Annotated in this window: 13 protein-coding genes; 4 read left to right on the plus strand and 9 right to left on the minus strand. The window is 43.6% G+C overall.

All coding sequences use genetic code 11. The annotated features are described in order from the left end of the window. Positions 1–194 precede the first annotated feature (194 nt). Positions 195–1,445: an RNA polymerase sigma factor RpoD gene (rpoD, locus tag O9324_RS17985; protein ID WP_002755984.1), complete on the minus strand. Its 1,251-nt coding sequence runs from the start codon at positions 1,443–1,445 to the stop codon at positions 195–197. A 594-nt stretch (positions 1,446–2,039) separates the two neighbouring features. On the opposite strand from rpoD, the gene O9324_RS17990 reads away from it, so the two are divergent. Next, positions 2,040–2,183, plus strand: coding sequence for a hypothetical protein (locus O9324_RS17990; protein ID WP_288140900.1), 144 nt, complete (start codon positions 2,040–2,042; stop codon positions 2,181–2,183). 56 nt (positions 2,184–2,239) lie between these two features. Here O9324_RS17990 and O9324_RS17995 read toward each other — a convergent pair whose 3' ends face one another. Then, on the minus strand, positions 2,240–3,841 hold the full coding sequence (locus O9324_RS17995; RefSeq protein ID WP_002765307.1) for a 2-isopropylmalate synthase: 1,602 nt from the start codon (positions 3,839–3,841) through the stop codon (positions 2,240–2,242). 175 nt (positions 3,842–4,016) lie between these two features. On the opposite strand from O9324_RS17995, the gene O9324_RS18000 reads away from it, so the two are divergent. Together O9324_RS18000 and O9324_RS18005 are read left to right on the plus strand one after the other, a co-directional pair. Next, complete coding sequence (locus O9324_RS18000; protein WP_288140901.1) at positions 4,017–4,352, plus strand: hypothetical protein; 336 nt, start codon at positions 4,017–4,019, stop codon at positions 4,350–4,352. 129 nt (positions 4,353–4,481) lie between these two features. Further along, the gene (locus tag O9324_RS18005; protein WP_288140902.1) at positions 4,482–6,029 is read left to right on the plus strand and encodes an FAD-dependent oxidoreductase; all 1,548 of its coding nucleotides are present in this window, start codon (positions 4,482–4,484) and stop codon (positions 6,027–6,029) included. A gap of 27 nt (positions 6,030–6,056) precedes the next feature. Here O9324_RS18005 and O9324_RS18010 read toward each other — a convergent pair whose 3' ends face one another. Both O9324_RS18010 and O9324_RS18015 read right to left on the minus strand, forming a co-directional pair. Then, on the minus strand, positions 6,057–7,565 hold the full coding sequence (locus O9324_RS18010; RefSeq protein ID WP_288140903.1) for a helicase C-terminal domain-containing protein: 1,509 nt from the start codon (positions 7,563–7,565) through the stop codon (positions 6,057–6,059). Between the two features lie 223 nt (positions 7,566–7,788). Continuing rightward, complete coding sequence (locus O9324_RS18015) at positions 7,789–8,832, minus strand: PEP-CTERM sorting domain-containing protein (RefSeq protein WP_288140904.1); 1,044 nt, start codon at positions 8,830–8,832, stop codon at positions 7,789–7,791. Between the two features lie 1,300 nt (positions 8,833–10,132). On the opposite strand from O9324_RS18015, the gene psb28 reads away from it, so the two are divergent. Beyond that, the gene (psb28, locus tag O9324_RS18020) at positions 10,133–10,471 is read left to right on the plus strand and encodes a photosystem II reaction center protein Psb28 (RefSeq protein ID WP_002746239.1); all 339 of its coding nucleotides are present in this window, start codon (positions 10,133–10,135) and stop codon (positions 10,469–10,471) included. Positions 10,472–10,558: 87 nt separating this feature from the next. Here the strand turns inward: psb28 and O9324_RS18025 are convergent, their stop codons facing one another. From O9324_RS18025 to O9324_RS18045, 5 genes are read right to left on the minus strand one after another with little or no spacing between them, the layout of a single operon-like run. Further along, a complete protein-coding gene (locus O9324_RS18025; protein ID WP_002765299.1) occupies positions 10,559–11,077 on the minus strand; it encodes an FKBP-type peptidyl-prolyl cis-trans isomerase in 519 nt (172 codons plus the stop codon). A gap of 6 nt (positions 11,078–11,083) precedes the next feature. After that, on the minus strand, positions 11,084–11,407 hold the full coding sequence (locus tag O9324_RS18030) for a phasin family protein (protein WP_002765298.1): 324 nt from the start codon (positions 11,405–11,407) through the stop codon (positions 11,084–11,086). Positions 11,408–11,421: 14 nt separating this feature from the next. After that, positions 11,422–13,245: a phosphodiester glycosidase family protein gene (locus tag O9324_RS18035; RefSeq protein ID WP_288140905.1), complete on the minus strand. Its 1,824-nt coding sequence runs from the start codon at positions 13,243–13,245 to the stop codon at positions 11,422–11,424. Positions 13,246–13,255: 10 nt separating this feature from the next. Beyond that, positions 13,256–13,756, minus strand: coding sequence for a type II toxin-antitoxin system VapC family toxin (locus tag O9324_RS18040; protein ID WP_002786961.1), 501 nt, complete (start codon positions 13,754–13,756; stop codon positions 13,256–13,258). Further along, entirely contained in the window at positions 13,741–15,288 is a 1,548-nt protein-coding gene (locus tag O9324_RS18045; protein WP_288140906.1) for a bifunctional pantoate--beta-alanine ligase/(d)CMP kinase, read from the minus strand. The genes O9324_RS18040 and O9324_RS18045 overlap by 16 nt, the downstream gene beginning before the upstream one ends. Positions 15,289–15,699: the final 411 nt, after the last annotated feature.

Here is a 15,699-nt window from a genome sequence, read left to right on the forward strand (position 1 = left end):
GCCAAGCTTTTCTGGTCGGAACCCCCTAAGCCGAGTTTTCCAGGTGCTGCGCCGTCCACTTGGTTTTCGAGACTGGCCTTTTAATTCTAACGTAAAGCCAACCTAGAACGGCGGGGTTTCAGACCCAAAATTTCCGATGACTGCAAAACTGAGCCTCAAGGAGACTCAGTTTCTAGTTTTTTAAGAGCGGGAAGTTAACGAATGTACTCTTTGAGGATACTATTGCGGTTAGGGTGACGCAGTTTCCGCAGGGCCTTGGCTTCTATTTGACGAATGCGCTCGCGAGTGACGTTGAAAATCTGGCCGATTTCTTCGAGTGTTTTCATCCTGCCGTCATCTAAACCGTAGCGCAGACGCAGCACATCCCGTTCGCGAGGACTAAGGGTATCGAGGACATTTTCTAAATCCTCGCGTAATAAATTTTTAGAAACTTCATCTTCTGGGGTTTCCCCATCCGCTTCGATAAAGTCTCCTAAACGGGAGTCTTCTTCTTTACCGATGGGAGTCTCTAGAGAAATCGGTAATTGGGCAGATTTGGCAATAAAACGCAGTTTTTCGATGGTCATCTCCATCTTAGTGGCGATTTCTTCCTCGGTGGGTTTGCGGCGCATTTCCTGAGAAAGAATCTTGGTGGTTTTTTTGATCCGGGAGATGGTTTCGTAGAGGTGGACGGGAAGACGAATGGTGCGGGATTGATCCGCGATCGCCCGGGTGATGGCTTGACGAATCCACCAAGTGGCATAGGTGGAGAATTTATAACCCTTTTCGTGGTCGAATTTTTCGGCGGCGCGGATCAAACCGAGGGAACCTTCTTGAATTAAATCTTGGAAGGAAAGACCGCGATTCATGTATTTCTTGGCGATCGAAACCACTAAACGCAGGTTCGATTGTACCATTTTTTCCTTAGCGCGACGACCATGGTACAAACGACGCTTAAAGGCCGATAAGTATTCCTTTGATTTGGCCAGCCATTCTTCCAGCAGGGGAGCCGTTAGCTCCGTCTTACCTAAATAAGCCTTAATATCCGATAGTTTCGGTTCTTTTTCCGATTTTTCAACGATAATTTTCTCGATGCGCTCGAACAAGAAAACCTGTTTTCCCCATTCAGCATCGCTATAGAGGCAAAAATCTTCGCGAATGCGTTCTAATTTCAGGAGATCGGCGATTTTTCTCGCTAATTCGATCTCCTCCTCCGCTCTCAATAACCGAATCCTGCCGATTTCTTGCAGATAAATCCGAATCGAATCTTCTGTATAGGGTTTTTTTCTAGCGGCGTCGCGACGACGAGCGCTGGCAAGGCGGCGGGTTTTTTTGCCATCGTTGCTATCGCTGGTTTCTTCTAGCTCTAACTCGATATCCTCATCATCGAAGTCTTCGTCTAGGTCAATCAAATCTAAATCCAATGGCGGCTCGGTAAGGGTTAGTACATCGTGGGCCTGCATCATGCCGTTTTCCTCTTGCTCCTTCTGTGCAAAACTAGAAGATCGAATCTCAATCTAGGTGATACTGAACAAATTTGTGTCTCAAATCCGAGACGGGGAAAGACTTTTCCGATTGTAGCTTTAATTACAACAAATGGGAGAAGATTTTTGCTTAAATTTCCTTGTGTCGATACGATTTTAGCGACACGGAATGCTGTTTTAGCTCGGTCAACTCATAATCTGGCTCCTGCAAAAATTGGATAAATGGCTGGAGGACTGAAATCCGATCGCCGGTTTGTCTGCGGTGTTGACCAGATAGCTAACAATCAAAGGAATTATTGGACGGGTCAACTGTTCCCATTGGCAAGGGGAAAATAATCCCTATTTGCCTTGGCCGATTCCTTATAGTCTTTAGCTATTGTATTTAATTTGATCGGATTCTTGCGGATAAATTTCATCCCTCATTGCTTTTACGCGAATCCAATTTTAATACACTTGTATTAAAATTGTTAGAGCGCAAGCTCATAATATTAACTTAGCAACATTTTAGAAATTTGCGAGACAAATTTAAGATTTTCTCCAACAGCACCCTGGGGTGTGGGGTGATGGGGAAGTAGGGTGTGGGGTGTGGGGTGTGGGGAAGTGGGGAAGTGGGGTGTGGGGAAGTGGGGTGTGGGGAAGTGGGGTGTGGGGAAGTGGGGAAGTGGGGAAGTGGGGAAGTGGGGAAGTGGGGTGGTGGGGAAGTGGGGGAATTTCAACTAAAACCCTAAAACCCTAAAACCCTAACACCCTAAAACCCTAACACCCTAACACCCTATCTAGACTTGTAGCATTTCGGGGGTTTTTTCCTTCTGCTGCAGTGCGACGTGGAGACGGTTTAAGGCGCTGACGTAGGCACGAGCGGAGGCGACAATAATATCGGTATCGGCTGCGCGAGCAGAATAGGTGCGTCCTGCGTAACGGAGACGGATGGTCACTTCTCCTAAAGCATCGATTCCCTCGGTAACTTCTCGCACCGAGAAAGAGATTAATTCGTTAGGAATCTGCACCACTCGATCGATCGCTTTGCAGAGAGCATCTACGGGCCCTGTACCAATGGCTGCATCGGATAACTCGCTACCGTCGGGAGTGCGAATCGTTACCGTGGCCGTGGGTCTGGCGTTATTGCCACAGGATACTTGTACTAATTCAAGGCGGAAGTGATCGGGAACCGTATCGATTTCATCGTTAACAATAGCTTCTAGATCGCGATCGGTGATTTCCTTTTTGCGATCAGCCATTTCTTTAAACTGGATAAAAGCGTTATTAAGTTCCGTTTCCGAAAGCTCAAAACCCAATTCCTGTAACCGAGAGCGAAAAGCGTTGCGGCCGGAGAGTTTACCGAGGACGATCTGATTATTAGTCAAACCGATCGATTCTGCATCCATAATCTCATAGGTGAGTTTATGTTTTAACACCCCGTCCTGATGGATTCCCGACTCGTGTGCGAAAGCGTTAGCACCGACGATCGCCTTATTCGGTTGCACGATCATGCCGGTAAGATTAGAAACTAGGCGAGAAGTGCGATAGATTTCCTTGGTGTTGATCTTGGTTAAAGGTTCCGTGGACTCTGGGGGACGACCGAGGAAAGGATTAAAATAGGAGCGCCGGACATGAAGGGCCATCACCAATTCTTCTAGGGAAGCATTACCGGCACGCTCACCGATACCGTTAATGGTACATTCCAACTGTCGAGCGCCATTTTTAACTGCTTCGAGGAAATTAGCCACCGCTAACCCTAGATCATCGTGACCATGCACGGAGATAATCGCTTGGTCGATATTGGGGACATTTTCCTTAATACCACGGATTAAAGCCCCAAATTCGCTGGGGGTGGTATAACCGACGGTATCGGGAATATTAACGGTGGTGGCTCCTGCGGCGATCGCTCTTTCGAGGACTTGATAGAGGAATTCGGGATCGCTGCGGCCGGCATCTTCGGGGGAAAATTCCACATCATTAAGGAAGGATTTAGCATAGGCCACCATTTCCGGCACAATGTCAAGAACTTCCTGACGAGTCTTCTTAAGTTTGTATTGGAGGTGGATATCAGATGTGGCTAGGAAGGTGTGAATTCTGGGCTTGGCGGCGGGTCTGAGCGCATCGGCGGCAGATTTGATATCTTTTTGGGTAGTGCGGGCTAATCCGCAAATAATTGGGCTATCAGCTTCGCTGCCGACGCTGGCGGCAATTTTCTGCACAGCTTCAAAGTCCCCCGGACTAGCGTGGGGAAAACCTGCTTCAATGACATCAACTCCCAGTCGTGCCAGTGCGCGTGCTATGGTTAGCTTCTCATCCACATTTAAAGCGGCACCCGGGGACTGTTCCCCATCTCGAAGGGTGGTATCGAAGATAATCACACGGTCTGGACTGGTATTCATAGTTTTTTTGTACCGTTAACGAACTTGGGAGTTGTTCCTCTGATTATAGCAGCCGAGGCCGAGGGGGTTATAAGGAAAATTGCCCTGAGAATTTCTCGACTTGCTCGCGCTTTTCCGGCTTGCCCTCTTTTTGGCTACCATAGAGGATATAGATAAATTGGCGAGGGAGTTAACAATGTTTGGCAAACCAGGGAAGGAACCGAACCCACCGGAGGTAAAGGACTTACAGGAGGTGATGTTTTCAATTAAACAAAATCTCGAACCGGATCAGGATAAAGCTGATATTAATCTTGTTGATCCTCCCACTCCAGAGGTAGTTACTGTAGTTGAAAATATTAGTAAAATTCTCTCTCCCTATTTTATCGTTTTGGTGGGTTTATTTCTCTATGATCGGAATAGTTTTATCGGTTTTTTGTTAGTCTTTACGGGAGTTTTAGCAATTTTTGGTGTTTCTCTCAAGGATATTACTAAAATCTTTGAAGAAGGGAAAAAGTTTTTCCAATCTAAATAGTTTTCTCCTCTGGACATGGTGATAACTGATAACTGATAACTGATAACTGATAACTGATAACTGATAACTGATAACTGATAACTGATAACTGATAACTGATAACTGATAACTGATAACTGATATAAGATTATGTCTTTAGTTGCATCTTTACTCGATCGAGTATCTCCTCAGAGTTTACAACAATTGCGAGCCAGCGATCAAACTTGGCAAGCTTTGCGTTTAGAAAATCCGCTTATTCCTACGGTAATTAATCAAAGTCAAGAATCTTTAGGAGAGACGGATTTTGATCTAGTTATTGCGGGGGGAACCCTAGGAATTTTTATCGGGGCTGCTTTGCAAACTAGGGGCTGGCGTGTGGCATTATTAGAAAGAGGTATTCTGCGCGGTCGTGAGCAGGAGTGGAATATTTCCCGTTTAGAACTAAGCAGTTTTTTAGAGTTAGATTTATTGACAGAAGCGGAATTAAATCAAGCAATAGCGACGGAATATAATCCTGCTAGGGTGGGATTTTATCAAGGTTATGAGCTTTGGGTTAGAGATATTTTAAATATCGGTGTTGATCCGGTTTATTTGCTAGAGACTTTAAAAAATAAGTTTTTGCAAGCGGGAGGAAAGTTATTAGAAAATTCGGGGTTTAGCGGGGCAATTATTCATCCCGATGGGGTAATGGTTAAAACGGGAGAAATGACTTTAAAAACCCGTTTATTAATCGATGCCATGGGTCATTTTTCGCCAATTGCAAAACAGGCAAGAAAAGGAGAAAAACCCGATGGAGTTTGTTTAGTGGTGGGTAGTTGCGGTCAGGGTTTTCCCAGTAATGAAACTGGTGATTTGATTTATTCTTTTACCCCAATCTTGCACCAATGTCAATACTTTTGGGAAGCATTTCCCGCTAGGGATGGTCGGACAACTTATTTATTTACCTATCTTGATACCCATCCCGATCGCTTTAGTTTAGAATTTTTGATGGAGGAGTATTTAAGATTACTGCCGGAGTATCAAAAGGTAGATTTAGAAGCGGTAAAATTTCAGCGTTTTCTAGCGGGTTTTTTCCCTGCCTATCGTCAAAGTCCTTTAAAAATGCCTTGGTCAAGAATTCTGGCAGTGGGAGATAGTAGCGGTAGTCAATCTCCAGTAAGTTTTGGCGGTTTTGGGGCAATGGTTAGGCATTTAAAAAGGCTAACTTTCGCCATCGAGGAAGCTTTACAAATCGATGCTTTAAACCGAGAATATTTAGCACTTTTACAACCCTATCAACCAAATATATCGGTAACGTGGCTATTTCAAAAAACCATGAGTGTCCCGATGTCTGCTAACCCTAATCCCAATCAAATTAATGACTTAATGAGTGGAGTTTTTCGGGTAATGGATAAGTTGGGAGATGAGGTATTAAAACCGTTTTTACAGGATGTGGTGCAGTTTTCTTCCCTCTCGAAAACTTTGCCTTTGGTTAATCCTCAATTAGTTTTACCGATGATTCCACAAGTGGGTATCAGTCCTTTTATCGATTGGACGGGACATTATTTTAATTTAGCTTTGTATAGTGGTTTATATCCCTTAGCAACTAGCTTAAAACCTGTTTTAGAAAAGTTACCTGACAAGCAAAAATATCTTTATCATCGTTATTTGGATAGTTGGAAATATGGCTCCGGGGGAGATTTTATCAGTAAACAGTAAACTGATAACTGATAACTGATAACCGATTTAATCTTTATCTTGAAAAAATTGTTGATCGAGATAATTAACTTTAGCATAGGGTTCTAAAGCGGAGAGAATTTGTCGGCCATAACTGCGAGCATTGACACGATTATCAAGAACAGCCACACAACCTTGACACTCCCGGAGAGACTGAACAGATTGCTGAATTTCCCTCACTGCTGTGGGTAAAAGATAGGCACGAAACCAGTCGAGGTGTTGTCGTTTATAGTAGGCAATTTTGCCAGCAACGAGAGGATTTTCGGGGGAAGGTAAGGGTAAAGTAGCGATAATTAATAAACTGGGAGTGAGAAATTTTTCTTGATGAGTTTGCCAGAATTGCCAACCACAAACGAGAATAGTATTACTATTAATTTCAGTTTTTTCCACTTGCACTCGCGAACCGTAATCGGCTGCGATTTGGGTGGCAATTTGTGCCTTGAGGGGAACATCTTCAATCAGGATCACGATCGGTTGTTCACTGGTATGATTAGCACTAACTAATTCCCGCACTTGCTTTAATAACATCGGTTGAAATTCGGGGGTGTTGGGGGCGCTGATGCGATCGGGTAGATATAAATGAATATATTCACTTTCGCGATCGGCTGCAAACTTTAGAGTTAAAATATCTCCGATACCCTGATTTTGACGGTATAAATTAGCGGATTTTTCGCTATCTAAAAAACTGCCGATTAAAACAAAGGGTTGCTGCTGCCAAATCGGTTTGAAAAAACTAGCCACCTCCAAAGGACTGATTTTTAGGGTAAATTCTTCTCGATCTCGATCTACTGATGTCCAGAGGAGATAATTAAGCTCGGGGATTTTTGCCGCTAAAAGTTGCCAAGCAGAATCAGTGGTTAAGTCTTGATGCAAGCGTTGCAGGAGCGCAATTATATATTCTTTTTCCTTGGCATCGATAAGATAGCAATTATAGGGATTAATTGGATGACCAAGAATACTTTGGCTAAGTTGTGCTTTAATTAAGTCTATAAACTCTCTATGCTGGGGATATGCTGACCCTAAAACAGACCATTGTTCGGGAGTAATGGTGACGGTGAGATAATCTACTAGACAAGTTTCTAAATCTTCGGCTCGATCGATTATGGTGGGGATATTCTGGGGAAAATGGCCGAGACTGCCTAATTTATCCTCTAACCATTGTTGGGGTGTGGTGAGGAGTAAACCGGTAAAATTAGCGGGAAAGCGATCGCTTTTGAGGATATCTCGCTGAGTTTGTAACCATGTTTGCAGACGGGGGATTTCCACTTCTAACAGTAGGTTTAGTTCTGACTCGGGGGCAACAATCAGAACTGGTGTATCACCTAAAAGAGCCGGGGTGAGATAACTGAGACAATAACGGGTGAGAGTAGTTCCAGTTTGTATGAGAGAGGAACGTTTTAGGCGTAAAGCTCTAGCCACCAGTCGCCCCATAGTGAGATGATGAGACCAATAAAAGCGCCCTTGTTCCCGTAAAAAAGCGCGTAGGGAAGAATGAACCGCTGCTTCTAATAAAACCATCTCATCTCAGTTATTGGTTATCAGTGATCGATCATAGCCTTGATTTTGCCACTGATTGCACTCCGAGAGTCCTGAAGGGGTGATTTATACCATTTTTCAAAAGTAATAGCAGAGATGGTTAATTGCCCTCACCCCCAACCCCTCTCCCTTTCTGGGAGAGGGGAGTAGGAGGCAAGAGGCACTCTTGCCTCATCTCCACAAGCAATTTAAATTCGCGGGCAGCTTAGGATTTTTTACCAAGGCGAGATAGTAAGATACCGATGCCACCGATACCGAAAATACCTAGTGTCATCGATGGTTCGGGGACAGGACTAGGACTGGTCCCAAATTTACTGGTGATAAACATTCCGAAAACGTTATCATCTTCACTGGGGTTCACTGTTTTGAATTCAACGAAAGTATTTCCAGGTAAGATAAAGGGAGTGGTGCTAGCAGCACTGCACGAAGAGGAACTACTACTATTGCCGAGAGCGAGGTTATAGTATTCATCATCGATTCGCGGTCCGTCCGAAGGAGAAGCGCAGGGATCGGGGTTATCAGGACTGTCACCTATCCCCCCAACAGTTATTAACGCTCCGTTGGCTCCTTCGCCATCATCCTGTCCTCCTGCGCTACTGGTTAATCGTCGATAAATATTGGTCGAATTAGTGGTTACGTCAATCTCAGTGGCTTGCCCACTCGGTTGACGGCTATAACTAGAGGCGAGGGAAACCAGAAAAGCTCCCCCAGCGTAAGGAGCGGGAAAATCGAACTTAACCGTGTCTCCCTTGGGATTCAGTTCCCCGTCCAAAATAACCGAGGTAAGACCTTGGGTAGAAGGATTGCTATAAGCAACGACGAGAACTTCACCATCGTTATCGCCATCCTCAACGATACTAAAGTTTGTTGGAAATATTCCTGTAGAGGATGAAGAGTCTTTGATGATACTGGTGACATCCCAACGGGCGGTGGTGGCTAGGTTGTTATCAGCAGGAGTTAGAATAGTTTCTGGACTCACGGGAAGTGTCGTCCCATGAAAAATTACTCCGTAAACTTGACTCATATTCCAGATGGAGGCGGCATAGAGATAAGCCCTCTGAATAGTAGAACCTGTGGGTATATTGGCTTGAATAAATCCACTATTAGATGTACTTCCAAAGCCGTCAATAGAAAGGGCGGCGTTGGGAATGACATTTCGTACTATCATACCAGCGGAAGCAGGGGCAATGTTTAGGCAAAGTCCAACAGTAATCCCCAGGGGGAGCAATGAATAAGTCAGTTTTTTCATGATGAGCAACTGGCAACAACTTTCAGATTATAGCGTTTATCATGAGGATGCAGTATGGCGGTATTTGTCATCATCTCTGGACGATCAGATAATATTCCGACGTTCCGCCGTTGCGTCGTTCTCTAAAACCAGAAACTTCGTATCTCACCGTTAAGATAACTACTAATAGACTGCATATCTATTGATAATTTGCCCAAGTCAAATTTTTCAAAAGTAATGGCAGAGATGGTTAATTATGCTCACACCCCAAAATTTCTCCCAGAACGCCGTTTTTGGGCGTTTTTGAAATAGGGTGAGCTTTTCCAGCTTAGGTTCTTGTTTACTTACGATAGACATAGTGTGCTAACAGACTTAAAAACCATTGGATGTAAAAGATTACTTTTGCAATTAGCTTTGACAAATCTCAACACAGTCTAGATCAGAAGCGGGAAGCAATGGCAACAATGTAATTTACCCTAAATACGATCGTACAGCCTTCATATAAAGACTTGTGTGATTTGACGCAGTAAAAGAAGTATTTAAGGACACAAGTAAGCTAAAACACGCGTAATTAGGGTCTGCTGAAAAAGTTTTTCGTGGGGACAGGGTGTGGGGTGTGGGGTGTAGGGTTTTACCCATTTTCATCTGGTAAGTATCTAAGCACAATTAATTACACATCTAAGCCACTACTCCGTCAGACTTCTGCTGATGTGAGCAAACAGAGAACTGAAAACTCAAATCCGATCCCTAATAGCTGTATCCCGTCTCGGAGTCTCGGAGTCTCGGAGTCTCGGAGTCTCAACTAGGAAATTAATTTTGCACGACTACTTATATCAGGAGAGGCACTCATGCAAGAGGCAAAACGGAGAATAAATAATCAGTTTTTAATAACCGGATTTAGTATAAGAAGGGACAGAACCCCGACAGGGGATGTACTATAGAGGGCATGGAAATTAACGACCGACTACAACCCCGGAACTATGCCATCAAATTAGTTACCCCAGAAAACCAACTTGAGCCACATTGCACACTTTTGTCTTTTTGTCAAATTTCATGTTAAGAAAGATGTGACACCGAATCCGTTTTTAATAGTGTGATTAACTCCCAAGTTATGGATTTTTTTTTCCTGCTCCCTGCTCCTCAGTCTCCTATCCCTTTTAAATAGGATTTAGTATGACTAATGGATAGGCCTGCTACGAATAAGGAAAAATGGTATTGGTGTTGATATTTTGAGCTTATGCTGTCCCATCTGCTTTTTACTTGCGACTTGGTGTGAGATGATGTAGAAAGGCGTGTTCTATGAGAAGGATAAAGAAAAGTAATGGCAGAAATTCAGTTTTCCAGGGGGTTAAAAGAACCAGTTGTTCCCGATATCCGCTTAAGTCGCACTAAAACGGGAGAAAAGGGATCGGCAAAATTTTATTTTGATCAACCGACTATCCTCGGAGATCAACAAACCGAGGAAATCACGGGGATGTATCTCATTGATGAGGAGGGGGAAATCGTCACCAGGGAAGTAAAAGGCAAATTTATCAACGGTAAACCCATGGCGATCGAAGCTACGGTTATTTTTAATTCTCCCGCAGAGTGGGATCGTTTTATGCGTTTTATGGAGCGTTACGGCAGCGAAAACGGTCTAGAATTTACTAAATCCTCCTGATTTTGCCCTTAGCTTCTGGCAATCTGCCAAAAAACCCGCATTCGGGATCGATGCGGGTAGAGGTGAAAAATCAGAGGAAAAACCTATTTATTTAACTCCCAACAATTCCACATCGAAAAGTAAAGTCGCGTTGGGAGGAATCACCCCACCAGCACCCCGCGCACCATAACCCAATTCTGGGGGGATAATTAAGGTACGCTGCCCACCGACTTTCATCGATGCGACTCCCTCATCCCATCCTTTGATCACTTGACCAACTCCAATGGTAAAGGTAAAAGGTTGATTGCGATCCTTAGAACTATCGAATTTTTTGCCGTCTGTGAGGGTCCCCGTGTAGTGAACAGTCACTTTTTGACCTTTTTGGGGACTTTCTCCGGTTCCTTCCACGATATCGATGTATTTTAGTCCCGAATCGGTGGTGACTGCTTGATCTAAATCCATGGAGATGATTTCCTTATTAATAGTTTGAGTGATAGGGGGTGGAGCGGTTTCTGCGGCGATCGCATTGGTTTTTTCCCCCCCACCAAAGAGGGAAGCAGCGATTAAAAATAAGCCACAAACCGCAATAATAGCAAAACTGAGCAAGATTTCGCGCATTGATTTCATAGTTCCCTAACGCCAGAGTTTATTCTCTAAGTCTCTCACCTGTCGTTCTAATCTATCAATCCTTCCCCGCAGTTCGTCCATTTCCGATTGTCGGGGAACCCCTAAATCCTGCAAAATATGGCGAATATAGCGTTCTAAGTTATTCTCGAAGTTTCCCTGTTCAGACTTCATCTGTGTCATCAGATCATCAACAAAGTTTTTAGCCTGATCGGAATTGATTTTACCGTCTTTGACTAATTCATCGCTCACTTCTTTGATCTTTTCTGCCACCATGGAAGTAGTGCCAATACCCATCAGCAGCAATTGTTTAATCCAGTCGCTATTATCCATTGTTTTCACCCCCTTCAAGGAGACGGTGATAAAAATATTCCTATTCCATTATGGACTTTTGCGGCGGTAACGGCAGAGCGATCGAGCAGATAACCCGCCAAGGCTATCCCGGTGGAACTACCCCCATCTAGGTTTAAACCGTCTTTTGCCGCCATTAACAGCAAAATTCGGGCTAATTCGCCTAAAGTTGCCCCCCTTCCCCCGACGCGATTATGGATAGCAACTAGCAAAATTTTTCCTTCTTGGCTAACTGCGATCGCACTGCGGGAAGCTTGTTGATTTTGGAATGCCGGACTAAATTTTTCGGCATTTCCATCTAAAACTATACGTCCATTCTGCAATAATAGGGGGCCAGCACCTAAAATCTGGGGATAATTAGCAAAATCTCTCGGTAGGGTGACGCTATCGAGGTTGACTGTCTCACCAATCTTTAAATTAATATCTGTCTTTCGGCAGATGACTAAATAGCCATTTTCTGGTATGTCTATACTATCCTGTGGCAAAAGATTATTTAATTTCTCCGTTATGCGATCGCCTTGCACGACTAACCCGGTTTCGCGCTCGGTGAGGGGATGATAATTACTTCCCCAATCGCGAGTATAACGACTGCAGCCGGCTGCTACAAAGGCACTATTTAACTGGGTTAGGGGAAAACGTTGTCCGGTGGCAGTAATCAGGGTTTCCTCTAAACTCAGGCGATCAATCCTGATTTTACCACGATTATCCCATGCGATCGCTCCTCGGTTTAAAATTGGTCCGGATAACCATTTGCCATCCACGCGAATTGCCCCCAAAGGTAACTGATTATTACGATTAAAAAAGCCACCATTAATCATCGCTACCGCATTACTTTCGCTATTAATCGTGATCAGGGGATTAGTGCCGCGCATTGAGGTGGAATTAGCTGTGATTGGTTTAATAGTTATCTGGGGATTTCTGGGATCGATTTCTAACCAAGTCACGGGAAACCAATCTTGATCTAACTGGATATATTTTTGATTCCAGATTAACCCTGGTTGCCAAACAATGCGCTTTTCATCCATAGCATCGGGACGAGAATCAATGATAATTCGGGGAGGATTATCCACACTGCTGATCTGTAATCCGTAGGCAGTGGGAAGGTTAATTTTTAAACGACTGATCACCCCATTATTTTCTAAGGAAGTGATCTGAGTGGCTAAGTTATTATTAGAGTTGCCTAGATCATCTTCATCGTTATTTTGATTACTGTTACTGATAGTTTTGGGTTGAAACCTAGAGATAAGCGATTGCTGGGCATTTCCTTCTAGGGTAATCACTGCTTGATTTTTTGCCTGACTAACTTGCCAAAAGGTCGGGCGATCGAGTTGAATAATAATCCTTTGTACTGCCCCATAATTTTCTAGCTGAATATCTTCAATCTGGGGAGCAGGAAAGTTAATAGTTAAACTATCGCCATTAATAGTGGTTGTTGCCCCCATTTTTAGTAAAATATCCGTAACGTCTAACCAGCGATCGGAATTGATCAAATTAGCTGATAAAGTTTGTAAATTAAACCAGTTGATCGGTTGCTTTTTGGGATCATTTGTGCTAAGAAAATCCATGCCAAATAATTGTCTTGCTCCCGTGTCACCCATGGCGATCCGGGTACTATTTGCTGCTGTCCACTGTTGCCAAGAAACGGGCAAAGAACGACCATTAAGAATAATTTTTTTTCCCTGTTGCTGGTTTGATAAATCCCGAGAAGCTAAAGTTATTGGTGATCTATGATCGGCTAAAGATATAGCTGGACTGCCAAGAATTATCAAGGAAGTTACCGTTAAACAGATAGATGAGAAAGTCAGGTAATTTAACTTCATAATTATCCCCCTAAATCACCTGAGTTAAGGGGAAATTTGACGATTTATATCCTTGGCAAGAGAGGTTAGAAGGGAGGATATTTTCTTGATAGATAACCTCTAATAATTCTTCAGGTGTTACTACCATCGGTTTAGAGTTATATAGATAACTAGAGGCTTTTTTAAGTTTTTGATCATAGGTAACTAAATAATCACAATTAGCGGCACTACTTAAAATTAAAACATCATTCGAGTGTACCAAAATATTGCGAATATCTCTAGCATTTTGCCAATATTGATCAAGTTTTACTAAATCAAAATCCAAGATAGTCACCTTTTCTTGAATCCGATCGACTATTTCAGGATGATTACGAACTTCTGCCAAAAATAATAACTCTTGTAAAACGATCGCATTAATAGCAAGACAAACGCGATCGAGTATTTCTCGATCAAATAAATGTACACTGGCAAGATCTCCTCGTAGATAAGAAATCAAAACATCAGTATCTAAAAAAACTAGAGGCTTCTCCATTGATTTTCTTCTCCTTGATGATAAAGAGCAATGATTTTTTCCGTGACTTCTGTAATAGTGAGATGATCGGTGTTAACTTTGATCGCATCTGTGGCTTTTCGCAGGGGTGCTAGGGAGCGATTACTATCCAAATAATCCCTTTTTTCAATCTCTTGGGTTAATTCTGCGAGACTAATACCCCCATTTCCCTGCGCTTCTAAGTCTTTTAATCTCCTTCTCGCTCTTTCTTCGGGTGTTGCTGTCAAGAAAATCTTTAACTCCGCTTCTGGGAAAACATTAGTACCAATATCTCGACCTTCCACAACTATTCCCCCCGACATTCCCAGTTGTCTTTGCAGGGTGACTAACTGCTGTCGCACCGCTTTTTGAGCGGCAATTCTGGACACTTGCGAGGTAATTGCGGGAGAGCGAATCTCTAAAGTCACATCCTGCCCATTAATCTTCACTATAGTCACATTTTCGGGACTATCGGCCGGAATTATTTCTATCTTTGCTAAAGATAATAACTCGGCAATGGCCGCTTCTGCGGACAAATCCAGACCAGAATTCACCACTAACCATGTCACCGCGCGATACATCGCACCGGTATCGAGATAGGTTAACCCCAATTTTTCCGCTACTAAGCGCGTGACTGTGGATTTTCCTGCTCCAGCAGGCCCATCAATAGCGATAACTGGCCGACGTTGACACAAGATAATATTATCAATTAAACGGGTTTGACCGATCAATCCAGCGATCGCTAATAAGCCCCTTGTCTCGATCTGCTCAATCGGTTGTAAACTCTGGGGATGGACTAAATCCAGATACTGACAGCGAAATTCTGGTACTTTGTCGAGATTTTTTTGGACAATAGCCAGCAGTTTTTCCCTTTGTCTTTCCCCTAAACGAAAACTTTCGAGAGCTAATTGCAAACTTTGGGGGATAATTGTCGCTTTTTCCCTTTCTATGGCTGATAGATACTGATTGCGAGAACTAACTGCTAATCCCGATGTTTCTCGCACTGTAGCACAAGCGCGAATCTCGATCGCTAAATTTAAATCCCTGACTAATTGCCGGATAATCGCTAACTGTTGGGCATCCTTTTCGCCAAAATAGGCGATCGTCGGTGCAATAATATTAAACAACCGCGTGACAATTGTGGCTACTCCCTGAAAATGCCCCGGACGAAAAGCACTACATAACCCGCTAGTCAGAGAAATCGGGGGAAAAACTGCGGTTATGCTGTCAGAATCACCAATTCCTAAAGTTTCCACGCTAGGAGCAAAAATAGCAGCAACTCCCAAGGATTCACACAACTGGCGATCGCTGTCAAGGCTGCGGGGATAGCAAGAAAAATCCTCTGTGGGGGCAAATTGTAGAGGATTAACAAAAATACTAACCACAGTTACCTCCGCTTCCGTCACTGCGCGTCGAATTAGACTAGCATGACCTTTATGGAGAGCGCCCATGGTTGGTACAAGGGCAATACTGTGATCATGGCGATAATCAGCCAAAAAAGTGCGTAAACCGGGGATTGTTGTGAATATTTGCACAGGGTTCACTCCTTTAATAGCCTATTCCACTACTATTCGCCAGGGGATGCTGCCCGATGATCGATTCGGCTGCTTCCGGGGAATCGGCTTTAAATAATAACATCCCATCGCCTCTTTCTGTCCAATAACTCGTTTTTGTCTCCTGTCGGCTCTCTTGGGTTTGGTGGGTAAAATGTATTTTATAAGATATATTCCCGCCAGCGAGCGACTGGAACGAACCACAAAGACACAAAGGACACAAAGATTGATCGGTTCTATATAAGTTAAACTGGTCGCAACGCGCTCGCTACGCGAGATCACACAAAGAATAAGAGAGGCTCCTGTGCTGTCTCGGTTAACCCCTGCATATATGCTTGTTTGACAAATCGGGGCATAATTTTTTTTCAGGACATTGACTGGTGAGCAACCCGA

The organism is Microcystis sp. LE19-84.1B, from assembly GCF_027531875.1.
GTDB classification, from domain to species: Bacteria; Cyanobacteriota; Cyanobacteriia; order Cyanobacteriales; family Microcystaceae; genus Microcystis; species Microcystis panniformis.